Consider the following 24,244-nt stretch of genomic DNA (forward strand, 5'->3'; position numbering starts at 1 on the left):
GCGGCCCCACCACCCCCGGTCGGGTCAGGGCTGGAGCGCGTCGTACTCCGCCTCGGCGGCGACGTCGTCCTCGACGTCCAGGCGCAGGTGCGCCAGCAGGGTCTGCAGGGTGCGCAGTACGCTCGACGCCCGCTCGCCCCACACCGACAGGTACGAGAACTGCCACCACCACAGCGCCTCGAGCACGTGCCCGCGCTCGTGGTGCCGCAGCCCCTGCACCAGGGCGCCGGCGATGGTCACGAGGTCGCCGGACAGCGTCGCGGCGCCGATGTCCGTGCCGAGCACCGGGTCGACCACCTCGGCGTAGTCGTCCACGCCGTCGAGCACGTTCGCCAGGGCGGAGCGGAGCGGGTCGACGTCGGGGTCCGGGCCGACGTCGGGCTCGTACCGCTCGCTCGGCACGACGTCGACGATCGCGCCGAGCCGTGCCCCGACCGCGAGCGCATCGGACACGGCGAGCAGCAGCAGCGGGATGGCGGCGTCGGGGTTGGTGCCCGCGCCCACCTCGGTGACCGTCGTGAGGAACGACCGCGCCTCCCGCGCGACCGAGGCGGCGACGGCGCGCAGGTCGGCGGCCTCCGGGTCGAGCGCCAGGTCGTCCACCTGGGCCGAGTCGGTCGCCACGCGCAGGTCGTCGGATCCGGTCACGCCAGCCATCGTGCCCCTCCGCGGCGCGACACGCCCGGCAGCGGGCCCGGCGCGCCGGGGACCTGCACGGACGTCGCCGAGCGGCTGGCGCGCCGGCGGGTCAGGCGCTGATCCGGCGCCGGCCCTCGAACGCCCGGCCCAGCGTGACCTCGTCGGCGTACTCCAGGTCGCCGCCCACGGGCAGGCCGGACGCCAGGCGGCTGGTCGTCAGGCCCATCGGGACCAGGAGGCGCGCCAGGTAGGTCGCGGTGGCCTCGCCCTCGACGTTCGGGTCGGTCGCGAGGATCACCTCGGTGACCGTGCCGTCCGCCAGGCGGGTCATGAGGTCCTTGATCCGCAGGTCGTCCGGGCCGATGCCCGCGATCGGGTTGATGGCGCCGCCGAGCACGTGGTACCGCCCGCGGAACTCGCGGGTGCGCTCGATCGCGACGACGTCCTTCGGCTCCTCGACCACGCACAGCACCGTCGGCGTGCGCCGGGGGTCGCGGCAGATGCGGCAGAGGTCCTCCTCCGCCACGTTGCCGCACAGGGTGCAGAACCGGACCCGGGCCTTCACCTCGGTGAGGGCGTCCACCAGCCGGCGCACGTCGGTGGGGTCGGCGGCGAGGATGTGGAACGCGATGCGCTGGGCGCTCTTCGGTCCGACACCGGGCAGCCGCCCGAGCTCGTCGATCAGGTCCTGGACCGCGCCCTCGTACACGCCCCCAGCCTACGGCCCGGCACCCACGCGGGCCGCCGCGCGCGCCGACCGGGGCGCGGCGACGGTCAGAAGCCCTCCTCGACCTGCTCCTCCACCACGGTCGCGTCGAGCATCTGGGCGAGCAGCGGCACGCCGGACAGGCCCGAGGCGCCGATGTCCGGGTCGTCCATCGACGGCTCGTCGTCCGCCCACGCGCTGCGGGCCGGCGCGGACCCCGCGGACGGACCGGCCGCCGCGGCCGCGCGGGCCGCGGCGCGGACGCGGTCGGCTCCGCTCGGGGCGGCCGGCGGCGGGGCCCACTCGTCGTCCGGGGGCTCCGGGGCGCCCGGGTCCTCGGGGTCGTCCCACGGCGGCGGGGGGCCGTCCGGGACGGGCGGGGGCACGGTGCCGGCCGGGACGGCCCCGGGGCGGGGTGGCGCGGCGTCGGCGGGGGCGGCCGGTGCCGCGGCCCCCGGCGCGGCCGCGGTGCCGACGACCCGGTCCGACCCCGGCGACGCGCCGGCGGGCGCGTCGTCCCCCGGCCCGGGTGACGACTCGGACGCCTCGGCGGCTCGGGCGTCGCCGGTCGCGTCGGGGTCGTCGTCGCCCGACCCGTCCCCGGCGCCGGGGCCGCCGGGACGGCCGACCTGGTGCGGGGCGCGCGACGCCTCCGCCGGTGGGGCGGGCGCGTCGGACGGGCGCGGGGCGGGGGCGTCCCAGGACGCGGCGGCCTCGGCGGCCGAGGGGGCGCCGGTCCGGGCGGGCACCGGCGCGGGGCCGGCGGACGGCGCGGCCGCGCGCGGGGCGGGCGACCCGGCGCCGGCCAGCACCGGCTCCACCTTCACGGTGAACCCGAGGGTCTCCCGGACGGCCTGCTGCACGAGGTCCGCGTGGGAGCCGCCGCGGAACGCCGACGCGAGCCCCGGCGCGGAGAACCCGAGGCGCAGCGTCGTCGCGTCGAGCTCGACGACCTGCGCGTTCTGGCTGATGAGGACCCAGGTGGTCTTCTTCAGGCGGCTGAGGGTGTCGAGCACCTCGGGCCAGCGGCGGCGGAGCACCTCGGCGTCCCCGGCGGCGGAGGCGCCGGCGGGGCGGTCGAGCGGCGCGACCGGCGCGGCGACGGGGACGTCGTGCGCGGCGACCGGCTCGGGAGCGCGAACCGGCTCGGGAGCGCGAACCGGCTCGGGGGCGGGGGCCTGCGCCGGGGTCCCGGCACCGGCGGGCTCGCGCTCCTGCGGGGCCGCCGCGACCGGCGCGGGGGCGGCGTCGACCGCGCCGTCGTCCGGGGCCGCGTCGTCCGGGGCCTCGTCGTCCGGGGCCTCGTCCGGCGCCTCGCGTTCGGCGACGGCGTCGTCCGGGACCGCCTCCGCCACGGCCGGCGCGGCGGGCGCGGCGGGCGCGGCGGGCGCGGCGGGCGCGGCGGGCGCGGCGGGCGCGGCCACGGGCGCGGGGGCCGGAGCGGGCACTCCGGGCGCTGCCACGGGCGGCGTCTCCGGCGTCACCACCGCCACCCGCTCCACCGGCGCGGCCGGCGCGAACGCGGGCGCCGCCGCCGTGGCAGCCGGCGCGGCACCGGGCGCGACCCGCACGCCCTCCCGCTCCAGCCGGTCCAGCCGCGCACCGAGGCCTGCGGCGGAGTCGTCGAGCGCCGGCAGCAGCAGCCGCGCCATGAGCAGCTCGAGGTGCAGCCGCGGGGACGTCGCCCCGGTCATCTCGGTGAGCGCGGCGTTGACGAGGTCGGCGGAGCGGGACAGCTCGGCCCCGCCGAGGTGCGCGGCCTGGCTCTGCATCCGGGCGAGCTGGTCGCCGGGGACGTCGCGGAGCACCGCGGCGGCGGCGTCGCCGGAGGCGGACAGCACGATGAGGTCGCGCAGGCGCTCGAGCAGGTCCTCGACGAACCGGCGCGGCTCGTGGCCCGTCGAGATGACCCGCTCCACGACGCGGAACGCGCTGGCACCGTCCCGGACGGCGAGCGCCTCGACCAGGTCGTCGAGCAGGGAGGCGTGCGTGTAACCGAGCAGCGCGACCGCGTCCTCGTAGACGAGCCCCTGCGGCCCGGAGCCCGCGATGAGCTGGTCGAGCACGGAGAGGGAGTCGCGGACGGACCCGCCGCCGGCGCGCACGACGAGCGGCAGCACGCCGGACCCGACGGTGACGCCCTCGGTGCGGCAGAGCCGGTCGAGGTAGCCGACCATGACGTCCGGCGGGACGAGCCGGAACGGGTAGTGGTGCGTGCGGGACCGGATGGTGCCGATGACCTTGTCGGGCTCGGTCGTCGCGAAGATGAACTTCACGTGCTCCGGCGGCTCCTCGACGATCTTGAGCAGCGCGTTGAAGCCCTGCGGCGACACCATGTGCGCCTCGTCGAGGATGAACACCTTGTACCGGTCGCGCGCGGGGGCGAACGTCGCGCGCTCGCGCAGGTCGCGGGCGTCGTCGACGCCGCCGTGGCTGGCCGCGTCGATCTCGACGACGTCGAGGCTGCCGGGGCCGCCGCGCGCGAGCTCGACGCAGGACTCGCACGTGCCGCACGGGGTGTCGGTCGGGCCCTGCGCGCAGTTGAGGCAGCGGGCGAGGATGCGGGCCGAGGTCGTCTTGCCGCAGCCGCGCGGGCCGGAGAACAGGTACGCGTGGTTCGTCTGCCCGGTGCGCAGCGCCTGGCGGAGCGGCGCGGTGACGTGGTCCTGCCCCACGACCTCCGCGAAGGTCTCGGGCCGGTAGCGGCGGTACAGGGCTGTCGTCACCCCCAGAACTCTAGAGGCGCGGACCGACACCCCGGGACGGTCCCGGCGACCCCCGTCGACACCTCGTCTCGCCATCCGAGCACGACGTTCCAATCTCCGAGACGCGTTGCTACGGTCGCTCCGCCACCGGGCGTCCTGCCCGGCCCGCACCCCAGGAGAGACACGTGAGCACCCACGCCGGATCGCCGAGCCGCCCGCGCCGCATGCGCGCCGCGGACCGCCGCCGTGCGCTCGCCTGTCGCTGTACCGCCGCGGCCTGAGCCGCGCTCCGGCGCCCCGCGACGACCCCGTCGCCTCCCGCGCGCCCGGCGGCCCCCGCGCCGCCACCCGCCGGCCCTCCCCGGGCCGCCGGCCCGCAGAACCACCCCGCGTCCCCCGCCGAGATCGGTGCCTCCCACCGAGATCGGTCGCCCCACGCACCGATCTCGGTCCGAACCACCGATCTCGGCGCAGCGGGACGGGACCCGGGGGCACGACCCCCCAGCCGCACACCCGGAAGGCACCACCATGAAGCGCAAGCTGTCCGCCGCGATCGCCGCGATCCTCGCCACCGCGACCCTCGCCGCGTGCTCGTCCGGGGGTGACTCGCCGGGCGCGGGGGACGCCACCTCGACCGCCGACGCCGACAACCGCGTCACGGTCCGCGTCGGGGTCACCGACAAGGCCCAGGAGTACTGGACGACCTTCACCGACCTCGCCGCGGAGGAGGGCATCGACGTCGAGCTGGTGAACTTCACCGACTACACGCAGCCCAACCCGATCCTCAGCTCGGGCGACCTGGAGCTCAACCAGTTCCAGCACCTGCTCTACCTGGCGAACTACAACGTGGCGTCGGACGACGACCTGGAGCCCATCGGCTCGACCGCGATCTACCAGCTCGGCCTCTACACCACCAAGGGCTACGCGTCGCCGGACGACATCCCCGAGGGCGCCGAGATCGCCATCCCGAACGACGTGGTGAACCAGGCGCGCGCGCTGCTCGTCCTGCAGTCCGCCGGGCTGATCACCCTCACGGACGGCGGCAACGCGTTCTCGACGCCGGCGGAGATCGACGAGGCCGCCTCCCGCGTGAAGGTGGTCCCGGTGGACGCGAACCAGACCAGCGTGCAGCTGCAGAGCCTGGACGCCGCGGTCATCAACAACAACTTCGCGACGGACGCCGGCATCGACCCGACCACCGCGATCTACTCCGACCTGGAGGACACCGACACGGCCCGCCCGTACCTGAACATCTGGGTGGCCCGCGCCGAGGACAAGGACAACCCGGTCTACGCGCAGCTGATCGAGATCTACCACTCGAAGGAGGTCACGGACCAGCTGCTCGAGGAGAACGGCGGCACCGCCGTGGTCGAGGACGTGCCGGCCGACGAGCTGCAGTCCGACCTGGCCGACCTCGAGGACCTGGTCCGCGAGTCCGCCGCCTGAGCCGCACCGCACGCGACCGCGCCCGCTCCCCCGAGGGGCGGGCGCGGTCGCGTGCGGGTGCGGGTGCGCGACCGCGTGCGGGGTGCGAGCGGGGGTGGCACGGTGGGCCCAGGCCGGGCGCTGAGACCCGGGGACACGGCTTCCCGGACGGGTGCTAGGGTCGCCGGCGTCCGCCCCCACCCAGGGACAGGAGTCGAGCACGTGAGCACCCACGCCGCTTCCGAGCACACCGCGCCGTCGATGCGCGTCATGGCCGGGGCGACCTGCGGGCTCATGTGCTGTCGTCAGCGAATGTGCTGACGCTGCGATCCCGCAGCACGGCCCTCCCGCGGCGGACCCGCCGCCCGGCTCCCCTGCTCCCCGCGAGCACCCCGCCGGGCCACCCCGGTCCTCCCAGGTCCTGACGCCCGACGGCTCCGTCGCCGGGCCGGGGGACGCCGCCGGACGGCCCCCGGCGCGGCACCACCGCCGCCACCCGCACCGCACGGCGGTCCCACCGGACCGCACGGGCCCGCACCGGCACGACCGCCGGGCCCGCGACCTGGAAGGCAAGCACCATGAAGCGCAGACTGACCGCCGCGATCGCCGCCCTCTCGCTGGGCGCGCTGGCCGCGTGCTCCGGCGGCGGCGAGCCGTCGTCCCCCACGTCGGCGGACCCGGACAACCCGGTGTCCGTGAAGATCGGCGTCGCCGACATCGCCCAGGAGTACTGGACGACCTTCACCGACCTCGCGGCGGAGGAGGGCATCGACGTCGAGCTGGTGAACTTCACCGACTACCAGCAGCCGAACCCGGCGCTCAGCAACGGCCAGCTCGACCTCAACCAGTTCCAGCACCTGCTGTTCCTCGCGGACTACAACGTCAACGCCGACGACGACCTCGCGCCCATCGGCAGCACGCTGATCTACCAGCTCGCGCTCTACACGACGAAGGGCTACACCTCCCCGGAGGAGATCCCGGACGGCGCGGAGATCGCGATCCCGAACGACGCCACCAACCAGGCGCGGGCCCTGCTCGTGCTGCAGTCGGCCGGCCTGATCTCGCTGACCGGCGGCGGCAACGCGCTGTCCACCCCGGCGGAGATCGACGAGGCCGCCTCCCGCGTGACGGTCGTGCCGGTCGACGCCAACCAGACCGCGGTGCAGCTGCAGAGCCTGGACGGCGCGGTCATCAACAACACCTTCGCCGCGGACGCCGGGCTCGACCCGACCGAGGCGATCTTCTCCGACCTGGACGACCCCGACCAGGCGCGCCCGTACGTGAACGTGTGGGTGGCCCGCGCCGAGGACAAGGACAACCCGGTGTACGCGCAGCTGGTCGAGATCTACCAGCGCGACGAGGTCATCGGGCAGCTCGAGGACGAGAACAAGGGCACGGCGGTCAAGCCGGACCTCTCGCCCGAGGAGCTGCAGACCAGCCTCACCGAGCTCGAGGACCTGGTCCGCGAGAACTCCTGACCCGCCGCAGCGCCGGGCGGCCCGCGGGTCGCCCGGCGCGGCACCCCGACCCCCACCCCCCACCCTGGACGGTGACCCGATGACCGCGATGGTCTCCCTGCGCGACGTGTCGAAGGTGTTCGACGGGGCCAGCGGCCCCGTGCACGCCGTCGACGGCGTCTCGCTCGACATCGAGCGCGGCGACGTGTTCGGCGTGATCGGCTACTCCGGTGCCGGCAAGAGCACGCTGGTACGCCTGATCAACGCGCTGGAGTCGCCGACGTCCGGGGAGGTGGTGGTCGACGGGACCGCACTGACCGGGCTGCGGGAGCGCGGCCTGCGGCCCGCCCGCGCCGGGATCGGCTTCATCTTCCAGCAGTTCAACCTGCTGCGGTCCCGGACCGTCGCCGGCAACGTCGCGTACCCGCTGCGCGTCGCCGGGTGGCCGCGGGAGAAGCGCCAGGCCCGCGTCGCGGAGCTGCTCGAGTTCGTCGGGCTCTCCGACAAGGCCAAGCAGTACCCCGACCAGCTGTCGGGCGGCCAGAAGCAGCGCGTCGGCATCGCCCGCGCCCTGGCCACCTCCCCCGCTCTGCTGCTCGCCGACGAGGCCACCAGCGCGCTGGACCCCGAGACCACCAAGGACGTGCTCGACCTGCTGCGGCGCGTGAACCGCGAGCTCGGCGTCACGATCGTGGTCATCACGCACGAGATGTCGGTCGTGTCCTACCTGTGCAACCGCGTCGCGGTGATGGAGCACGGCAAGGTCGTCGAGACCGGCGACGTCTACCAGGTGTTCGCCCACCCGCAGGCCGAGATCACGCGCCGGTTCATCGGCGCCGCCCTGCACGACCGGCCCCGCGAGGACGTCGTCGCGCGGCTGCGCGGCCGCCACCCGGGCCGCATCGTCACGGTGGCGGTCCGGGAGACCGAGGGCCGGCCCGGCGTCGCGATCACCGAGCGGTTCCGCGCGCACCACGTCGACGGCACGGTCGTGTTCGGCGGCATCACCGAGGTGAACGCCCGGCCGCTCGGCTCCCTCACCTTCGAGCTCACCGGCTCGGACGCCGACGTCGACGCGCTGATCGCCGACCTGCGGCAGCACACCGAGGTCGTCGAGCACACCGACGCCGGCGACCACGCCGGCCCGTCCACCGAGGGGGTGACCGCGTGACCACCCCGAACGGCACCTCCCTGTGGCCCGAGCTGTGGCAGGCGCTCGGCCAGACGCTGCAGATGGCGATCGCGGCGCTGGCGATCGGCGGGTTCTGCGGCCTGCTGCTCGGCCTGGCGCTCTACGTGACCCGGCGCGGGAACATCCTGCAGAACCGGCCCGTGTTCGCCGTGCTGAACGTGGCGGTCAACATCGTGCGGCCGATCCCGTTCATCATCTTCATCACCGCGGTCCGGCCGCTCACCCAGGCGCTGACCGGGGCGTCCTACGGCGTCGAGGCCGCGATCCCCGCGCTGGCGATCATGGCGACGTTCGCGACCTCCCGGATCGTCGAGCAGAACCTTGTGGCGCTCGACCCCGGCGTCATCGAGGCGGCGCGGGCGATGGGCGCCGGGCCGCTGCGGATCATCGCGACGGTGATCGTGCCCGAGACGCTCGGCCCGCTCATCCTCGGCTTCACGTTCCTGTTCGTCGGCATCGTCGACATGACGGCGGTCGCGGGCGCGATCGGCGCCGGCGGCCTGGGCGACTTCGCGATCGTCTACGGGTACCAGCGGTTCAACGACGTCGCGACGTGGACGGCGGTCGCGGTGATCGTCGTGATGGTGCAGCTCGCGCAGCTCCTGGGCAACTGGCTGGCCCGCAAGGTCCTGCGCCGCTGACCCCGGCCGCGCCCGCCGGCGCGGGGGTCAGAGCTTCTTGCCCGGGTTCAGGACCGCCGTGGGGTCCAGGACCTGCTTGATGCCGCGCTGGATCGCCAGGATGCGCTCGCCGAGCTCCCCGGGCAGGGCCCCGCGCTTCTCCGTGCCGATGCCGTGCTCGCCGGTGACCGTGCCGCCGAGCTCGACCGCGAGGGCCAGGATCCGCGCGTGGGCCTCGGCCGCGGCGGCGACCTCCGCGGGGTCGGCGGGGTCGAACGCGATGACGGGGTGCAGGTTGCCGTCCCCGACGTGGCCGCCGGTGCCGATGGGCAGCCCCGCCTCCGCGGCGATCCCCTGCAGCCGGTCGAGGAGCTCGGGCAGCCGGGTGCGGGGGACGGCGACGTCCTCGTTGATGCTGCCGCCGCGCAGCAGGCGCATGGCGGGGTTGAGCGCGCGCCGGGCCCGCATGAGCACGTCGATGCGCTCCGGCTCGTGCGCGACGTCGACGCCGAGCGCCCCGTGCGCGCGGGCGATCGCCTCGTACACCGCGACGTCGGCGGCCCCGCCGACCTCCTCGTCCGTGATCGCGATGAGCATCGCCCGCGCGCCGACCGGCAGGCCGGCGTCGGGGTCGTAGGCCGCGAGCCCCTCCAGCACGACGCCGTCCACGAACTCCAGCGTCGACGGCCGGTGCGGGCTCGCGATGATCGCGTTCGCCGCCTCCAGCGCCGCGGTCACCGACCCGAACGTCGCCGCCACCCCGCGGTCGGGGCCCGGCGCGGGCAGCAGGCCGAGGGTCGCCTCGGTGACGACGGCGAGCGTGCCCTCGGAGCCGACGACCAGCCCGGTGAGGTCCAGGCCGGCGACGGCCTTCACGGTCGGCGGGGCGGTCCGCACGACGGTGCCGTCGGCGAGCACGACCTCGAGCGAGCGCACGAAGTCCCGCGTCACGCCGTACTTCACGCACCGCATACCGCCGGCGTTCGTGGCGATGTTGCCCCCGAGCGTGCTCGTCGCGAACGACGCGGGGTCGGGCGGGTAGAACAGCCCCTGCGCGGCCACCGCGTCCTGCAGGTCCCGGGTCACGACCCCCGGCTGCACGACCGCCACCTGGTCCACCGGGTCGATGCGCCGGATCGCCGTCATCCGGGCCGTCGAGAGCAGGATCGCCCCGGGCACGGCGTTCGCGCCGCCGGCCAGGCCGGTCAGCGCGCCCTGCGGGACGACCGGGACGCCGTGGGCGTGGGCGGCGCGCAGCACGGCGGACACCTCGGCGGTGGTCGCGGGCAGCACGAGCACCAGCGGGTCGCCGGTCGGCGGGGTCGCGGAGCCGTCCTGCGCCCGGTCGCGCAGGGCCTCGGGGTCCGTCACCACGGCGTCGGCCGGCAGCGCCGAGCGGAGGTCGGCGAGGGCCGCCGCGAGGGCGTCGGCGGACGGGGCCGCGGGGGCCGGGACGGGGTCGACCGGGGTGCTGGTGCTCATGGCAGCCTCACGTGCTCGGGGGTGAGCTCGGCGACGGACCGCACGCCGAGCAGGCGCAGGGTCCGGCCGATCTCGGCGGTCAGGATCGCGGCCACGCGGTCCACGCCGCGCTCGCCGCCGGCCATCAGGCCGTAGAGGTAGGCGCGGCCCAGCATGACGGCCCGCGCGCCGAGCGCCAGGGCGGCCACGACGTCGCCGCCGTTGCTGAAGCCGGTGTCGACGTAGACCTCGGCGCGGTCGCCGACGGCGTCGACGGTGCCGGGGACCCGGGTCAGCGGCACCGGGGCGCGGTCGAGCTGGCGGCCGCCGTGGTTGGACAGCACCACCGCGTCGGCACCGGCGCCCACGACGCGCTGCGCGTCGGCGACGGTCTGCACGCCCTTGACGACGAGCGGGCCGTCCCAGTGCTCCCGCACCCACGCGAGGTCGTCGAGCTCGACGGTCGGGTCGAACATGTGCGCGGCGAGCTCCTCGATGGTGCCCTGCCACGCGTCGAGCGTCGCGAACCGGAGCGGCTCGGTGGTGAGGAAGTTCAGCCACCACGCGGGGTGCAGGGCGCCGTCGAGCACGACCTTCGGGCTGAGGGCCGGCGGGATGCTGAACCCGTTCCGGTCGTCCCGCAGCCGCGCGCCGCCCACCGGGACGTCCACCGTGATGACCAGCGCCTCGTACCCCGACTCCCGCGCGCGGGCCATCAGCTCGCGGGACGCGCCGCGGTCCTTCCACACGTACAGGCCGAACCAGTTCCGCCCGTCCGGGGCGGCCGCGGCGAGGTCCTCGATCGAGGTCGTGCCCATCGTGGACAGCGTGTACGGGACGCCCGTGCGGGCCGCGGACCGGGCGACGGCGGGCTCGCCCTCGTGCTGCATCATCCGCGTGAACCCCGTCGGCGCGTACACGAACGGCGCCGCCGCGGGCCGGCCGAGGACGGTGGTGCCCAGGTCGACCGTGCCGACGTCGCGCAGCACGGACGGCTGGAACTCGACGTCGCGCAGCACGCGGCGGGCCCGGCGGATCGACACCTCGGCCTCGGCCGCGCCGTCCACGTAGTCGAAGATCGAGCGCGGGGTGCGCGCCCGGGCGATCGTGCGCAGGTCCCGCACGGTGTACGCCCGGGACAGCCGCCGGGCGACGGGGTCCAGCTCGACGGGGCGCATCCGCAGCAGCGGCCTCAGCTCGGACCAGGTCTGCAGCCGTCGCCGCACGCCGGCGCCTCCTTCTCCCACGGGCCCGGCGGATCCGCGACCCGTCCTGGCACCGTAGCCCCCGCGGCCCGGGACCCGGCCCGGCGTCTCACCCCGCGGCAGCGGGTGTCGGGCACCGGCGGTCAGAGGGCCCGCACGAGCGTGACCAGCGCGGCGACCAGCACGGCGGCCGCGCCGACGGGGCCGGTCCAGCGGCGGGCCGCCGCGCCGGCGCGGTGCCGGACGAGCGACCCGGCGGACGCCAGCAGGCACTGCCACGCCGCCGACGCGCCCGCCACGCCGGCGACGAACCAGGCGACCGGCGTCGCAGGCGGGAGCGCGGCGGCGAGCGCGGCGAACGTGACGAGGGTCAGCGGGTTGACCGCGGTGAGCAGCACGAACCGGGCGGTGGTCGCGAGGGCCGGTCCGGAGCGGTCGGGCGGGCCGGGGGCCGCGGCGGGGGCGGGCCGCCGGGACCCGCGCAGCAGGTGCGCCGCGACACCCGCCAGCACGACGGACGCCACCACGGCCACGACCCGCTCGTGCCCGGCGAGCACCCGGGAGACCCCGGCCCCCGCGGTCGCCGCGACCACGGCGTACCCGGCGTCCACCACGGCGACCCCGCCCGCGGCGGCCAGCCCCCGGCGCAGCCCCGCCACCGCGCCGGCCCGGGCCACTAGCAGGCCGACCGGCCCGAGCGGGACGGCGACCCCGAGGCCGGCGAGGAGTCCGGTGAGCAGGGCGTCGAGGGCGGTCACGGGGAGGAGCGTCGCGGGCTCACCCGGCCGGGTGCTGCGGATGTCGCGGTGCGGCTGCGAGAGTCGCGGTATGGACGCCACGGACGACGCGATCCTCCGTCACCTCACCGCGGATGCGCGGCTGCCGTACCGCGAGCTCGGGCGGCTCGTCGGGCTGTCGCCGAACGCCGCCGCCGCCCGGGTGCGGCGGATGGTCGCGGACGGGCGCATCGGCGGGTTCACGGTGCGGGGAGCGGCGGGCGGCGCGGCGGCGCGGACCGGCGGGCTCGAGGTGTTCGTCGACGTCCGGCTCGCTCCCGACGCCGACTCCGACGCGTTCCGCCGGGCGACGGCGGCGCGCCCGGAGGTGCTGGACGCCGTGCACGTCACGGGCGGGTACGACTACCTCGTGCACGCGGTGGTGCGGGACGCCGCGGGGCTCGACCGGCTGGTCCGGGCGATGAAGCGGGAGGACGGCGCGGCGCAGACGGTGTCGCGGGTGGCGCTGCGGGCCGCGGGGGGCTGAGGGCCTACGTGTCCTTGTCCTTGTCCTTGCCCTTGCCCGACTCGGCGCCGGCACGCTCGTGGGCCCGGGGGTTCGCGTTCTCCGACGGGCCGCTGCCGCCGTCCCCGCCGTCCCCGTCGTCCGCGGCGTCCTCGGCGGCCGGCGGGTCCGCGGCGGGCGCGGGGTCCTCGGCGGGCGCCGTGTCCGCGGCGGGTGCCGCCGGATCGGCCACGACCTCGGCCGCGCCCCGGTCGCCCTCCGGGCTCCCGACGGCCGCGTCCGCGTCGGCGACGGCCGGCTCCACCGTCGCGACGTCGTCGGCCGCCTCCGCCACCGCCTCGGTCGGCTGCACCGACGGCGCCGGGTCCTGCCCCGCCTGCGGCCGGTCGCCCAGCGCCTGCGCGCCGAGCAGCGCCGCCGCGACCCCGACGGCGGCCGCCGCGACCGCCGCGCTGCGCATGCCGCGGCGCCGCGCCGACACCCCGTCCCGGCGGGCGCGCAGCGGAACGACCGGCGCGGCGGGACGGTCGTCGCCCTCCTCCGTCGCGGCGTCCAGGGCCCCCGCCGCGAGCGCCGCCACCGGCACCGCCAGCGTCGGTGCCCCCTCGTCGTCCGCCCCCACCGCCGCGGCGCCGGCGTCGCCCCGCACCGGCCCGAGGCCGAGCGCCCCGGGACGCAGCAGCGCGCGCAGCTCCTCGGACACCGCCACGGCGGTCGGCCGGTCGGCCGGGTCGAGGGCCGTCATCGCCGTGAGCAGCCCCGCCCAGCGCGGGCCGAGGTGCGTCGGGACCGGCGGCGGCTTGTGCAGCCGCGCGACCGCGGAGGCGATGGGCGTGCCCGGGAAGGCCCGCTCGCCCGTCAGGCACTCCACCAGCACGAGCCCCAGCGCGTAGACGTCCGACGCCGGGGTCAGCGCGCCGCCGGTCGCCTGCTCCGGGCTCAGGTACGACGGGGTGCCGAGCAGCTCGCCGGTGACGGTCAGGTGCTCCTCGCTGCGGGCGCGGGCGATCCCGAAGTCCGCGAGCTTCGTCCACGGCACGGTCGACCCGGAGCGCTCCTCGGGCGGCAGCAGGATGTTCGCCGGCTTCACGTCCCGGTGCACCACGCCCTCGTCGTGGATGTACGCCAGCGCCTCGGCGACGTGCGCCCCGACGACCGCCGCCTCGTCCGCCGGCATCGGGCCCGCCGCCACGCGCACCGCCAGCGACGGGCCGCGCACCAGCTCCATGACGAGGAAGTCCTGCTGCTCCGCGTCGGGAAGCTCCGTGCTGCCGGCGTCGAAGATCGTCACCAGGCCCGGGTGGCTGAGCCGGGCGAGCAGGCGCATCTCGGCGCGGTGCCGCTCGTCGGCCGCCCGGCCCGCCGCCGACGGGTGGAACACCTTGACCGCGACGTCCCGGCCGAGCACCTCGTCCCGCGCCGCGTACACCTCGGCCATGCCGCCGCGGCCGAGCCGCTCCGCGAGCACGTACCGACCGCCGAGCACCGTGCCGCGGCGGAGCGCACGGTCCCGGGGGCGCGCGTCGAGGGCCGGCGCGGTGGCGCCGGGGTCGGCCGGGCGCGCACCGTCCTCGGGCTGCTCGCTCACGGGTGACCTCCTCGACGGGAGGTACCAGGATCACCGGGGAGGCGGTTGCGCGCGCGGCGAGCGACCGCACGGGGTCACCTGTTCGGGCGAACCCGGGAGGGTCAGTCCGGCCTGACCTGCGTCTCGGCCAGCACCGACCGGAGCAGCGGCCGGCACGTCTCCGTGGCCCCGAGCACCAGCAGGCACCCGCCCGTGAGGCACCCGACGAGCAGCAGCAGCCCGCTGGGGTCGGTGATCCCCGCGATGCCGAGCACCGGCGACAGCATGACCACCGCCGCGGCGGCCGACCCGACGGCGACCAGCAGCATCGGCATGAGCACCTCCCGGCGGCGCACGGAGTCGAGCAGCCCGACCGGCGTCCCCGCGAGCACCTGCAGCGCGTACTCGCGGCGCCGGTCCAGCACGGACGCCGCCTGCGTGATGCCCGCCGACGCCGCCGCGACCAGGAACGTGATCACCAGGGTCAGCAGCGCGCCCCGCATGAGGTCGCCGGCGTACGTGTCGACCGCCGCCTCCTCGCCCTCCAGCGCCGACTGGATGACCGGCACGACCGCGAGCGCCCCGGCGACGAAGCCGGCGAGCCCGAGGCCGCCGACCACCCGCCAGGTCGCGCGCGGGTCGTCCACCAGCCGCCGGGCGGCCAGCAGCTGCGCCGGCGTCCGGGCCCAGCGCACCCGCAGCCGGCCCACCAGCCCGAGCACCCAGGGCCCGATGAGGTTCAGCGCCCCGAACCCGAGCGCCAGCGACCCGATCGCGAACGCGACGGCCGCGGCGCCGAGCGCGCCCAGGGACGCCGACACCACCATGAACAGCCCCATCGCCAGCACGGCGAGCACCGCCCGCACCGCGCGCATCCGCGGTGGGGTCGTCCGGCGCGCGACGCCGAGCGGCGACACCACCACCCGGCGCAGCGACAGGACGCCGGACACCACGGCCAGCAGCGGGACGGCCGCGCACGCCGCGAGCAGCACCGGCCAGCCGACCCACAGCTCCCCGACGCCGAACGTCGAGCCCTGGAACGGCACCCGCGTCCACACCGGCAGCAGCACGACGTACCCGGCGATGCCCGCGACCGCCCCGACGAGCCCCTGCCAGGCCGTCTCGACGACCGTCAGCGCCACCACCTCGCGCGGCGTCACCCCGAGCAGCCGGAGCGTGGCGAGCCGCGCGTCCCGCCGCGCCACCCCGAGCCGCGCGGCCGACCCCCCGAGCGTCAGCAGCGGCACGACCAGCAGCACCACCGCGGTCCACGCGAGGATCACGTACGAGTCGGCGTTCTCCCGCTGGTACTCGTCCGCCGGGTGCGCGGCGCGCCCCTGGAACCCGAGCAGCCCGCCGACCACGGACAGCGTCAGCGCCGTCATGACCGCGAACGCCGCGACCGCGAGCGCCGTCGTCAGCCGGCTGTCCCGCCCGCCCGCACCGCGCAGCCGCGGGGCCAGCGCGAGGACGGCGCTCACCGCGCACCGCCCGCGGGGTGCGCCGCCCGGGCCGCCGCGTCGCGCCGCACGTCGGCGACCACGCGACCGTCGACGACCTCCACCCGCCGGTCGCACCAGGCGGCGACGTCGGCGTCGTGCGTCACCAGCACCAGCGACGCGCCGGCCAGCCGGGTCGTCTCGGTCAGCACCCGCATGACGTCCTGGCCGGTGGCCTGGTCGAGGGCGCCCGTCGGCTCGTCGGCGAACACCACCTCGGGCCCGGTGATGAGCGCCCGCGCCACCGCCACGCGCTGCGCCTGCCCGCCCGACAGCTCGCCCGGGCGACGGCCCTCCATCCCCGCCAGGCCCAGCGACGCCAGCCACCGGCCCGCGAGCTCCGTCGCCTCCTTGCGCGACGTGCCGAGCAGCATCGGGGCCAGCGCGACGTTCTCCACCGCCGGCAGCTCGGACAGCAGCTGCCCGAACTGGAACACGAACCCGTACTGCCGCCGCCGGACCAGGGACCGCTGCCGCTCGTCCAGGTCGTGCAGCGTCCGCCCCGACAGCGCGACCGTGCCGGCGTCGGGGACGAGGATGCCCGCGAGGCAGTGCAGCAGCGTCGACTTGCCGGAGCCCGACGGCCCCATGACCGCCACCGACTCGCCGGGCGCGACGTCCAGGTCGACCCCCGCGAGGGCCGTGGTCGGGCCGAAGCGCTTGACCAGGCCGCGGGCGGACAGGCGGGCGGGGGTGCCGGGAGCCGCGGCGGCCGGCGGGGCGGGGGTCTGCTGCGTCATGCCCCCAGCGTCCGGCGGCGGGGGCCCGCGGCGCGTCGGACCGCGGGCGGGTCCGCCCCGGCCGGGCCCTGCGACCCGGGTCGGCGGTCGACGGGCGCCGTCCCCCCGCGGGCGGACGGCGGGTCATCCGCGCTGCCGACCCCCCCGGCCGCGGAGGGCGCGGGGCGCGGACGGCGCGCGGGCATGCAAGGACCCCCCGCACACCCGCCAGAGCTCACCTGCCCTTGCTGCCTTCCGGCCCTGGGGGGGTTCAGCGAGATGACGCCGCACGAGGGGTCTGCCACCAGCCTAACGCAGCCCCGGGCCTGGGCTCGACGTCCCGGTCCCGGGCCTGCCGCGGGTGGCACGATCGCCCCCGTGCCGTCCGATGCCGTCGTCGTGCGCCGCGCGCTCCCCGCCGACGCCCCCGCCCTCGTGGAGATCCGCGCGGTCATGCTCGCCGCCGCGGGCACCGACCCGGGCGGGCCCGACGCCCCCTGGCGGGCCGCCGCCGAGGCGTGGTTCCGGGACCGGCTGGCCGGCGACGACGTGGCCGCCGTGGTGGCCGAGCACCCCGCGGACGGCGTGGTGTCCGGGGCGGTCGGCTGCCGCGAGGACCGCCCGCCGGGGCCCGGGGGCGAGGAGGGCGTGCACGGGACCGTGTACTCCGTGGCCACCCTCCCCGAGCACCGCGGGGGCGGCCTGGCCCGGGCGTGCGTGTCCGGGATCCTCGACTGGTTCCGGTCCGACCCCGCCGTCGCGACCGTCAGCCTGGCGGCGACCGCCGAGGGCGAGCTGCTGTACCTCGGGCTGGGGTTCGCGTCGCAGCCGTTCGAGCCGATGCGGCTGCACCTGCGCTGACGCGCCCGCCGTCAGGCGTCGTCGAGGTGCCGCAGGTACCGCTCCGGGGCGCCGAGGAACCCGCGCCAGGACAGCACGAGGTCGGTGTCCTCCCACGCCTGCTCCCGCAACCCCCACGGCCCGACCTCGAGCACCTGCGCGCCCGGCAGCGCGGCCAGCACCGGCGAGTGCGTCGACAGCACCACCTGGGCGCCGGCCGCAACCAGCCCCCGCAGGTGCGCCAGCAGCGCGAGCGACCCGGTGAACGACAGCGCCGACTCCGGCTCGTCCAGCACGTACAGCCCCCGCCCGCGCATCCGGTCCTGGACCACCGCGAGGAACGACTCGCCGTGGGACATGTCGTGGAACGCGGCGTCCCCGCCCCCGGGGTTGTCCTCGAGGTACGTGTAGAAGCCGTGCATCGTCTCCGCCCGCAGGAAGAACCCACGGCGCGACGCACCCGCCCCCCGCTCGAGCAGCAGGTGCTCCCAGAGCGGCGACTCCGACGCCCGCGTCACGTTCCGGGCGCCAGTCGACCCGCCCTCGGCGCCCATGCCGAACGCCACCGCGAGCGCCTCCACCAGCGTGGACTTGCCGGCCCCGTTCTCGCCGACCAGCACCGTCGCCGGGCCGAGCTCCCAGCCGTCCGCGAGCACCTGGGCCACGGCGGGGACGTCCGCGAACCACGCGCCCCGCGGGACGGGCGCCGCCGGGTGGGCGCGGACGCGGCGGACGGGGAGGGTCACGGGTCGGGCGGTGCGCACGGGGTCAGCCCACCACAGTCGCGAGCGGCGCGGGCGCGCCCACCACGACGCCGCTCCCGCGCCCCGGGAGGTCGCCGAGCGGCCGGTTACCGACCTGCCCTCCGCCTCGGGTACCCTCTACGGGCCGGGAGGATTCGCCTAGTGGCCTATGGCGCACGCTTGGAAAGCGTGTTGGGTGCAAGCCCTCGGGGGTTCGAATCCCCCATCCTCCGCAGCACGAGGCCCCTCACCCGGGCGAACCGGGTGGGGGGCTCTCGCGTTCCCGGGCGCGCGGGCCGGCCCACGGCCGCTCCCCGAGCCGGCGCCTCCGCCCCGCCCGGCGTCAGCCGTCCTCGTCCGACCCCTCGTACAGCCCGATCTGGTTGCCCTCGGTGTCGACGAACACCGCCCACCAGCTCGTCGGGCTGATCTCCGTCTTCGGCAGCACCTCCCGACCGCCGAGCTCGGCCACGCGCCGCAGGGTGTCGTCGATCGAGTCGACCTCGACGTACGACCGCGGCCGGTCGAAGCCCTCGTCCCGCGGCGCGAGCCCGCCGCCGCTGATCTGGTTGGGCGCCCGCCACATCGGGTAGCCCTCGAATCCGGGCATCTCCTGGATGTCCCAGCCGAGCACCGCGGTGTAGAACTCCCGGGCCCGCGCGAGATCCGCGACGGGGATGTCGATGTGCGTGATGTCGCCGTGTCCCATGTCCGTCTCCTGTCGTTCCGTCGCCGGGTCCGCCGTCAGCCGGCCTCGGTCACGCCCTCGTAGAGCCCGATCTCGTTCCCGTCCGGGTCGAGGAGCACCGCGGACCAGCTCGTGGCGCTGATCTCCGTCTTCGGCACGCGGACCTGCCCGCCGTGCTCGGTCACGCGCCGCAGCACGTCGTCGATGGAGTCGACCTCGACGTAGGCGCGCGGCGCGTCCAGCTGCTCGCCGCGCTGGACGAGGCCGCCGCCGTTCATCTGGTTCGGGCCGCGCCACATCGGGTAGCCCTCGAAGCCCGGGTACTCCTGGACGCCCCAGCCGAAGAGGTCGTTGTAGAACGCGGTCGCGCGCGCGAGGTCGTCGGCCGGGATCTCGTGGTGCGTGATGTCGCCGTGTGCCATGTCCCCTCCCGGGGGCCGGTGACCCCGCGCCGCTGCGGGATCGGCTGCCGCCCAGCCTAGGGACGGCCACCGACACGGGCGAGGGTCAGCCCTTCGACCGCTTCGGGGCGACGAACGTCCGGACGCGCCGGGCGGCGACGGCGAGCTGCACGTCGCGGTACTGCGCGGCGCGGTGCATCTGGCCGCGCAGGTCGCTGCCGGACGGGCGGTGCCGCAGGTCGCACGGCACCTCGACGGCAACGAACCCCTTGCGGAGCAGGTCGATCGTCATGCCGGTCTCGACGCCCCACCCGCGGGCGAGCGGCGTCGCGGCCTCGAAGGCCTCGCGGGTCAGGCAGCGCATGCCGGACAGCGGCTGGGTCGGGGTCCACCCCGTCATCGACTGGATCGCGCGGCGGGCGGCGCCGACGACGATGCCCCGGCCCCCGGCACCGGGCTGCGGCGGCAGCAGGGCGATCGACACGTCCGCGGTGCCCTCGAGGACCGGGGGCACGAGCGGCGCGGTGTTCACCGCGGTCTCGCCGAGGTCGCCGTCGATGAACAGCAGCAGGCGCGGCGGGCGGTCCGGGGCGTCACGCATGGCGACGACGGCGGCGCCGGTCTCCATGGCGGCGGCCTTGCCCCGGTTGTGCGAGTGCCGGACGACCACCGCGCCGGCCTCGCGGGCGACGTGCTGGGTGTTGTCCTCGGACCCGTCGTCCACGACGAGCACGAGGTCCACGTGCGGGATCGCCCGCGCGGAGCGGACGGTGGCGGCGATGCGGCGGGACTCGTCCTTCGCGGGGATGACGACGGCGACGCGCTGCCGGGAGCGGCCGGTGCGGGCCGTCGTCGTCGCGGCCTCCAGCGGCGCGGTCGGCGCCGGCTGGTGGCGGCGGGGCTTGCGCGGTGCGGGCTCCGCCGGGGTCGCGGCCTCGTCGGGCGCCGCGCCCTGGGCAGGGCGGTCGGCGACCGGTCGATCCTCGGTCCTGTCCTCCGCCGCGCCCGTCACGCGCCACAGCCTAACGATCGGACCCCGGCGCGGCGCTCTGCGAGGGCGGGACACGCGGAGGCTGCACAGGACGGTCACACCGGCGGCGCGACGTCGTCACCTGCGGTTCCGCGCGGGACCGCCGGACCCCGGGGACGCCGGAGGCCGGCACCCGCGGACCGCTCCGCGCGTGCCGGCCTCCGCCGGGCCGGGTCGCCTCAGCGCAGCGTGACCTGCCGGGCGACGATGCCGGCGCGGGCGCGGCGGGCGTTCGCGTCGAGCGGCTCCGTCTCGGCCACCGCGGCGGCGAACGTCGGCGCGAACGCGGCCACCGCGTCCTCGATGTCCTCCGCCTCGCTGCCGCGCGCCAGCTCCCAGACCGGCACGACCAGGCCGTTGGACCGGAAGTAGCCGATGAACTTCGCGCCGTCGAAGCCCGACTCGCGGCGGCCGTGCAGACGGGCGAGGCCGTCGATGACCTGCTGCTCGTCGTGCGGCTGCGCCCAGCGCAGGTACTCGCGGGCACCCATGCGGACCCAGTAGCCGGCGTCGACGGCGGCGAGCTTCTTGGTGCCGACGACGCCCGCGTCGGCCTCCTCGACGGCGGCCTTGAGCTCGGGCGTCATCTCGGTGCCGGCGGCGATCCAGTAGGAGAAGGAGTCCTCGACCGTCACCTCGAAGGGCACGGTCAGGTCGAGCACGTCCTGCAGGCGCGGGCCGGGGCCGGGCAGGCCGGACTGCTGGACGGCGGTGCCGGGCTCGGAGTCCAGCGCCTCCAGGAGGGCGGCGGCGAGGTCGCGGCTCGCGTCGCCGGAGCCCCCGACGGTCTGCAGGGCGAGCAGCACGACGCCGTCGGCGCGGTGCAGGGCGGCCCAGCCGTCGGGCAGCACGGTGGTGACCGTGACGTCGCGGGCGCCGTGCTCGGCGGTGGTGCGGGCGGTCGCGGTGGCGGCGGGGACGAGCTCGCGCAGGGCGACCCAGTCGGGCTCACCGGGGAGACCCTCGAAGGGGCGCAGCACGAACTCGACGGAGGATGCGGAGGCCATGCCGACGAGGGTACCGGGCGCGCTCGTCCACAGGTTCCCTGCCCAGCCCGCCGCCGCGGCCGCTTCGGTGGCAGGATCGACGCCATGGACCCGCGCGCCGGAACCCCTGCCCAGCCCTCCGACCTGGTGGACGTCGACGCGATGCTCGCCGCGTACCACGACCGCCGTCCCGACCTGGACGACCCCGCGCAGCGCGTGGTGTTCGGCACCAGCGGGCACCGGGGGTCGAGCCTCGACGGCGCGTTCAACGAGGCGCACATCGTGGCGATCACCGCGGCGATCGTCGAGTACCGGCGGGCCCAGGGCACCGACGGCCCCCTGTTCATCGGGCGGGACACCCACGGGCTGTCGCTGCCCGCGTGGAGCACGGCGCTCGAGGTGCTGGCCGCCGCCGGCGTCGAGGTGCGGGTGGACGCCCGGGACTCGTGGACGCCGACCCCGGCCGTCTCGCACGCGATCCTGCTGCACAACGGCGCGGCGACCTCCGAGGGCGTGCGCGCGTCGGGCCCGGGCCTGGCCGACGGCATCGTCGTCACCCCGTCGCACAACCCGCCCCGGGACGGCGGCTTCAAGTACAACCCGCCGCACGGCGGTCCCGCGGGGTCCGAGGCGACCTCCTGGATCGCGGACCGCGCGAACGAGCTGCTGGCCGGCGGCGTGGACCGCGTGCCCCGCGTGAGCCTGGACGCCGCGCTCGCCGCCGACACCACGCGCAAGCACGACTACCTCGGCGCGTACGTCGACGACCTGGTGCACGTGCTCGACCTGGACGCGATCCGGTCGGCGGGCGTGCGGATCGGCGCGGACCCGCTGGGCGGCGCGTCCGTCGAGTACTGGGGCGCCATCGCCGAGCGGTACGGGCTGGACCTCACCGTCGTGAACCCGCGGGTCGACCCGCAGTGGTCGTTCATGACGCTCGACTGGGACGGCAAGATCCGGATGGACTGCTCGTCGCCGTCCGCGATGGCCTCGCTGGTCACCGCGATGGGCGGGGACGCCCCGTTCGACATCGCCACCGGCAACGACGCGGACTCCGACCGGCACGGCATCGTCACCCCCGACGCCGGGCTGATGAACCCGAACCACTACCTCGCGGTGGCGATCCGCTACCTGTACTCCGGCGCCCGCCCCGGCTGGCCGGCGGACGCGGCGATCGGCAAGACGCTGGTGTCGTCCTCGCTGATCGACCGGGTCGCCCGCTCCCTCGACCGGCGGCTGCTGGAGGTGCCGGTCGGCTTCAAGTGGTTCGTCCCCGGGCTGCTGGACGGCTCGGTCGGGTTCGGCGGCGAGGAGTCCGCGGGGGCGTCGTTCCTGCGCACCGACGGCTCCGTGTGGACCACCGACAAGGACGGGATCATCCTCGCGCTGCTCGCGTCCGAGATCCTCGCGACCACCGGGCGGTCGCCGTCGCAGCACCACGCCGACCTCGTCGCGGAGTTCGGCGAGTCCTGGTACGCCCGGGTGGACGCGCCCGCGACGCTCGAGCAGAAGGCCACGCTCGGGAAGCTGTCCCCGGAGCAGGTCACGGCCACCACGCTCGCGGGCGAGGAGATCACGGCGAAGCTCACCGCCGCGCCCGGGAACGGCGCCGCGATCGGCGGGCTCAAGGTCACCACCGAGAACGCCTGGTTCGCCGCCCGGCCGTCCGGGACCGAGAACGTGTACAAGATCTACGCCGAGTCCTTCGCCGGGCCGGAGCACCTCGCCCAGGTGCAGGAGGCCGCCAAGGAGGTCGTCTCGGACGCACTGGGCTGATCGCGGCGCGGCGCGCGGCGCGGTTCCCGTGCGCGGGCCAGGGCGCGGGGACGGGCCCTGGCAGGGGCGCGGGCGCGGGCGCGGGCGCGGGCGCGGGCGCGGGCGCGGGCGAAAAGCGTGGCCCGCGGACCGGGCCCGGTCCTAGCCTCGACGCGGGCCCGCACGGGGCCCGGCCCGGTCGCCGTCCGCGAGCGGAGCCATCACAGAGAGCCCGATGCCAGAGGACGGTCCAGGTGCCGGCGAGCGGATCCGTCCGCTCCCACACGAACGCCCACTGGAACCCGTGCAAGGAGCATCATCGTGTTCGACCTCCGTCTCTTCTCCATCCGTGAGTCCCGCCACCGCATCCACAACCCCCTGACCGAGCGGCAGCTCGCCGGTTTCGGTGCCAGGCTCGGCATCACCGGCGCGCACGTCCTCGACCTGGCGTGCGGGTCCGGTGAGCTGCTGTCCACCTGGGCGCGCGACCACCGGGTCACCGGGGTGGGTGTGGACCTCAACCCCGACTTCGTCGCGTCCGCCCGGGCCCGCGCCGCCGAGCTGGGCGTGGACGACGCGGTCCGGTTCGTCGAGGCCGACGCCTCCGGGTACGTCGCGGACGCCCCCGTCGACGTCGCGGCCTGCGTCGGGGCCACCTGGATCGGCGGCGGGGTGCCCGGCACGATCGACCTGCTGAACCGGAGCCTGACCCCCGGCGGGATGCTGCTGGTCGGCGAGCCGTACTGGCGCACCGTCCCCGGCACCCCCGAGGAGGTCGCCGGGTGCGGGGTCTCCTCCGCCGACGAGTACCTGACCCTGCCCGGCCTGCTGGCCTCGTTCGGCGCGCTGGGCTACGACGTCGTCGAGATGGTCTGCGCGACCGAGGAGTCCTGGGACCGGTACATGGCACCCCAGTGGCTGAGCATGCGCCGCTGGGCCGACGCGCACCCGGACCACGACCTGCACGACGAGGTCCGCCGCCTGCTGGCGACCGAGCCGCAGCAGTACGCGGCCTTCATGCGGGTGCACTTCGGGTGGGGCGTGTTCGCGCTGATCGCCCGGTAGCCCGACGGCCACGCCAGGCCGGGCGTGCGGGACGCGCCCGCCCGGCCTAGCGTGGGCGCCCCGGACGAGCAGCGAAGGAGCGCCCGATGAGCGAGAGCACCCCGGACCGCGAGGACGCACCGGTCCCCGCCGACACCCCGGACGCCGTGACGGACCCCGACGTGGACGAGGTCCGCGACGCGGAGGTCTCCGACGAGGAGGTCGCCCGGTCGATGCCCGACCCGGGCACGAGCGACGCGGACCCGGCGTCCTTCCTCAACCCCTGACCGCCGGCTGCTCCCGCCGGCCCCTCGAGGTGA

At 76.6% G+C, this 24,244-nt stretch carries 23 protein-coding genes, 1 tRNA gene and 1 other RNA gene; 10 read left to right on the forward strand and 15 right to left on the reverse strand.

Going from position 1 to position 24,244, the window contains the following annotated elements:
* Positions 1-24: 24 nt before the first annotated feature.
* The 3 genes from HNR08_RS06970 to HNR08_RS06980 form a co-directional block, all read right to left on the reverse strand.
* The gene (locus tag HNR08_RS06970; protein WP_371862381.1) at positions 25-648 is read right to left on the reverse strand and encodes a DUF5063 domain-containing protein; all 624 of its coding nucleotides are present in this window, start codon (positions 646-648) and stop codon (positions 25-27) included.
* 100 nt (positions 649-748) lie between these two features.
* A complete protein-coding gene (gene recR, locus HNR08_RS06975; RefSeq protein ID WP_146837337.1) occupies positions 749-1,348 on the reverse strand; it encodes a recombination mediator RecR in 600 nt (199 codons plus the stop codon).
* A 65-nt stretch (positions 1,349-1,413) separates the two neighbouring features.
* Positions 1,414-4,071: a DNA polymerase III subunit gamma and tau gene (locus HNR08_RS06980; RefSeq protein WP_183834892.1), complete on the reverse strand. Its 2,658-nt coding sequence runs from the start codon at positions 4,069-4,071 to the stop codon at positions 1,414-1,416.
* A gap of 507 nt (positions 4,072-4,578) precedes the next feature.
* Between HNR08_RS06980 and HNR08_RS06985 the strand changes: the two genes are divergently transcribed.
* From HNR08_RS06985 to HNR08_RS07000, 4 genes are all read left to right on the forward strand, one after another.
* Positions 4,579-5,496: a MetQ/NlpA family ABC transporter substrate-binding protein gene (locus HNR08_RS06985; RefSeq protein ID WP_168431863.1), complete on the forward strand. Its 918-nt coding sequence runs from the start codon at positions 4,579-4,581 to the stop codon at positions 5,494-5,496.
* 557 nt (positions 5,497-6,053) lie between these two features.
* A complete protein-coding gene (locus HNR08_RS06990) occupies positions 6,054-6,953 on the forward strand; it encodes a MetQ/NlpA family ABC transporter substrate-binding protein (RefSeq protein WP_146840876.1) in 900 nt (299 codons plus the stop codon).
* Between the two features lie 79 nt (positions 6,954-7,032).
* The gene (locus HNR08_RS06995) at positions 7,033-8,103 is read left to right on the forward strand and encodes a methionine ABC transporter ATP-binding protein (RefSeq protein WP_146840877.1); all 1,071 of its coding nucleotides are present in this window, start codon (positions 7,033-7,035) and stop codon (positions 8,101-8,103) included.
* A 62-nt stretch (positions 8,104-8,165) separates the two neighbouring features.
* Positions 8,166-8,765, forward strand: coding sequence for a methionine ABC transporter permease (locus HNR08_RS07000; RefSeq protein WP_146840878.1), 600 nt, complete (start codon positions 8,166-8,168; stop codon positions 8,763-8,765).
* Between the two features lie 27 nt (positions 8,766-8,792).
* Here HNR08_RS07000 and HNR08_RS07005 read toward each other — a convergent pair whose 3' ends face one another.
* From HNR08_RS07005 to HNR08_RS07015, 3 genes are all read right to left on the reverse strand, one after another.
* On the reverse strand, positions 8,793-10,226 hold the full coding sequence (locus tag HNR08_RS07005) for an FAD-binding oxidoreductase (RefSeq protein WP_183834894.1): 1,434 nt from the start codon (positions 10,224-10,226) through the stop codon (positions 8,793-8,795).
* Positions 10,223-11,431, reverse strand: a complete 1,209-nt coding sequence (locus tag HNR08_RS07010; RefSeq protein WP_246803046.1) for an alpha-hydroxy acid oxidase — start codon at positions 11,429-11,431, stop codon at positions 10,223-10,225. Before HNR08_RS07010 ends, HNR08_RS07005 begins: the two co-directional genes overlap by 4 nt.
* A gap of 122 nt (positions 11,432-11,553) precedes the next feature.
* Positions 11,554-12,168: a LysE family transporter gene (locus HNR08_RS07015; protein ID WP_183834896.1), complete on the reverse strand. Its 615-nt coding sequence runs from the start codon at positions 12,166-12,168 to the stop codon at positions 11,554-11,556.
* A gap of 70 nt (positions 12,169-12,238) precedes the next feature.
* Here HNR08_RS07015 and HNR08_RS07020 point away from each other — a divergent pair, with 70 nt between their 5' ends.
* Positions 12,239-12,673, forward strand: coding sequence for an Lrp/AsnC family transcriptional regulator (locus HNR08_RS07020; protein ID WP_146836908.1), 435 nt, complete (start codon positions 12,239-12,241; stop codon positions 12,671-12,673).
* Positions 12,674-12,677: 4 nt separating this feature from the next.
* On the opposite strand, the gene HNR08_RS07025 is transcribed toward HNR08_RS07020, so the two are convergent.
* The 4 genes from HNR08_RS07025 to ffs form a co-directional block, all read right to left on the reverse strand.
* A complete protein-coding gene (locus HNR08_RS07025) occupies positions 12,678-14,240 on the reverse strand; it encodes a serine/threonine-protein kinase (protein WP_146836911.1) in 1,563 nt (520 codons plus the stop codon).
* A 101-nt stretch (positions 14,241-14,341) separates the two neighbouring features.
* Positions 14,342-15,700, reverse strand: coding sequence for an FtsX-like permease family protein (locus HNR08_RS22275; protein ID WP_146836914.1), 1,359 nt, complete (start codon positions 15,698-15,700; stop codon positions 14,342-14,344).
* Positions 15,697-16,458 (reverse strand): ABC transporter ATP-binding protein, encoded by a 762-nt coding sequence (locus tag HNR08_RS07035; RefSeq protein ID WP_146836917.1) that lies wholly within the window; start codon positions 16,456-16,458, stop codon positions 15,697-15,699. Before HNR08_RS07035 ends, HNR08_RS22275 begins: the two co-directional genes overlap by 4 nt.
* A 184-nt stretch (positions 16,459-16,642) precedes the next feature.
* Positions 16,643-16,739, reverse strand: an RNA gene (gene ffs / locus HNR08_RS07040) — signal recognition particle sRNA small type.
* Positions 16,740-16,815: 76 nt separating this feature from the next.
* Here ffs and HNR08_RS07045 point away from each other — a divergent pair.
* On the forward strand, positions 16,816-17,298 hold the full coding sequence (locus tag HNR08_RS07045) for a GNAT family N-acetyltransferase (protein ID WP_210737336.1): 483 nt from the start codon (positions 16,816-16,818) through the stop codon (positions 17,296-17,298).
* An 11-nt stretch (positions 17,299-17,309) separates the two neighbouring features.
* On the opposite strand, the gene HNR08_RS07050 is transcribed toward HNR08_RS07045, so the two are convergent.
* Positions 17,310-18,023 (reverse strand): AAA family ATPase, encoded by a 714-nt coding sequence (locus tag HNR08_RS07050; protein WP_146836920.1) that lies wholly within the window; start codon positions 18,021-18,023, stop codon positions 17,310-17,312.
* Positions 18,024-18,168: 145 nt separating this feature from the next.
* On the opposite strand from HNR08_RS07050, the gene HNR08_RS07055 reads away from it, so the two are divergent.
* Positions 18,169-18,253, forward strand: a tRNA-Ser gene (locus tag HNR08_RS07055).
* A gap of 110 nt (positions 18,254-18,363) precedes the next feature.
* Here HNR08_RS07055 and HNR08_RS07060 read toward each other — a convergent pair.
* The 4 genes from HNR08_RS07060 to HNR08_RS07075 form a co-directional block, all read right to left on the reverse strand.
* A complete protein-coding gene (locus tag HNR08_RS07060; protein ID WP_146836923.1) occupies positions 18,364-18,729 on the reverse strand; it encodes a VOC family protein in 366 nt (121 codons plus the stop codon).
* 35 nt (positions 18,730-18,764) lie between these two features.
* The gene (locus HNR08_RS07065) at positions 18,765-19,130 is read right to left on the reverse strand and encodes a VOC family protein (protein WP_146836926.1); all 366 of its coding nucleotides are present in this window, start codon (positions 19,128-19,130) and stop codon (positions 18,765-18,767) included.
* Between the two features lie 85 nt (positions 19,131-19,215).
* Positions 19,216-19,977, reverse strand: a complete 762-nt coding sequence (locus tag HNR08_RS07070) for a glycosyltransferase family 2 protein (protein WP_146837029.1) — start codon at positions 19,975-19,977, stop codon at positions 19,216-19,218.
* 341 nt (positions 19,978-20,318) lie between these two features.
* The gene (locus HNR08_RS07075) at positions 20,319-21,146 is read right to left on the reverse strand and encodes a DUF5926 family protein (protein WP_146836929.1); all 828 of its coding nucleotides are present in this window, start codon (positions 21,144-21,146) and stop codon (positions 20,319-20,321) included.
* 84 nt (positions 21,147-21,230) lie between these two features.
* Here HNR08_RS07075 and pgm point away from each other — a divergent pair, with 84 nt between their 5' ends.
* The 3 genes from pgm (at position 21,231) to HNR08_RS07090 (ending at position 24,211) form a co-directional block, all read left to right on the forward strand.
* Positions 21,231-22,901 (forward strand): phosphoglucomutase (alpha-D-glucose-1,6-bisphosphate-dependent), encoded by a 1,671-nt coding sequence (pgm, locus tag HNR08_RS07080; RefSeq protein ID WP_146836932.1) that lies wholly within the window; start codon positions 21,231-21,233, stop codon positions 22,899-22,901.
* A 300-nt stretch (positions 22,902-23,201) separates the two neighbouring features.
* The gene (locus HNR08_RS07085) at positions 23,202-23,945 is read left to right on the forward strand and encodes an SAM-dependent methyltransferase (RefSeq protein ID WP_183834900.1); all 744 of its coding nucleotides are present in this window, start codon (positions 23,202-23,204) and stop codon (positions 23,943-23,945) included.
* Positions 23,946-24,031: 86 nt separating this feature from the next.
* Positions 24,032-24,211 (forward strand): hypothetical protein, encoded by a 180-nt coding sequence (locus tag HNR08_RS07090; RefSeq protein WP_146836935.1) that lies wholly within the window; start codon positions 24,032-24,034, stop codon positions 24,209-24,211.
* Positions 24,212-24,244: the final 33 nt, after the last annotated feature.

The organism is Cellulomonas hominis (assembly GCF_014201095.1).
In the GTDB taxonomy this organism is placed as follows: Bacteria; Actinomycetota; Actinomycetes; order Actinomycetales; family Cellulomonadaceae; genus Cellulomonas; species Cellulomonas hominis.

Bases quoted from the DNA above. Each gene is read 5' to 3' on its own strand.
- HNR08_RS06985 (WP_168431863.1), top strand. From the start codon at position 4,579: ATGAAGCGCAAGCTGTCCGCCGCGATCGCCGCGATCCTCGCCACCGCG.
- HNR08_RS06990 (WP_146840876.1), top strand. From the start codon at position 6,054: ATGAAGCGCAGACTGACCGCCGCGATCGCCGCCCTCTCGCTGGGCGCG.
- HNR08_RS06995 (WP_146840877.1), top strand. From the start codon at position 7,033: ATGACCGCGATGGTCTCCCTGCGCGACGTGTCGAAGGTGTTCGACGGG.
- HNR08_RS07000 (WP_146840878.1), top strand. From the start codon at position 8,166: ATGGCGATCGCGGCGCTGGCGATCGGCGGGTTCTGCGGCCTGCTGCTC.
- HNR08_RS07005 (WP_183834894.1), bottom strand. From the start codon at position 10,226: ATGAGCACCAGCACCCCGGTCGACCCCGTCCCGGCCCCCGCGGCCCCG.
- HNR08_RS07020 (WP_146836908.1), top strand. From the start codon at position 12,239: ATGGACGCCACGGACGACGCGATCCTCCGTCACCTCACCGCGGATGCG.
- HNR08_RS07035 (WP_146836917.1), bottom strand. From the start codon at position 16,458: ATGACGCAGCAGACCCCCGCCCCGCCGGCCGCCGCGGCTCCCGGCACC.
- HNR08_RS07060 (WP_146836923.1), bottom strand. From the start codon at position 18,729: ATGGGACACGGCGACATCACGCACATCGACATCCCCGTCGCGGATCTC.
- HNR08_RS07065 (WP_146836926.1), bottom strand. From the start codon at position 19,130: ATGGCACACGGCGACATCACGCACCACGAGATCCCGGCCGACGACCTC.
- HNR08_RS07075 (WP_146836929.1), bottom strand. From the start codon at position 21,146: ATGGCCTCCGCATCCTCCGTCGAGTTCGTGCTGCGCCCCTTCGAGGGT.
- pgm (WP_146836932.1), top strand. From the start codon at position 21,231: ATGGACCCGCGCGCCGGAACCCCTGCCCAGCCCTCCGACCTGGTGGAC.
- HNR08_RS07090 (WP_146836935.1), top strand. From the start codon at position 24,032: ATGAGCGAGAGCACCCCGGACCGCGAGGACGCACCGGTCCCCGCCGAC.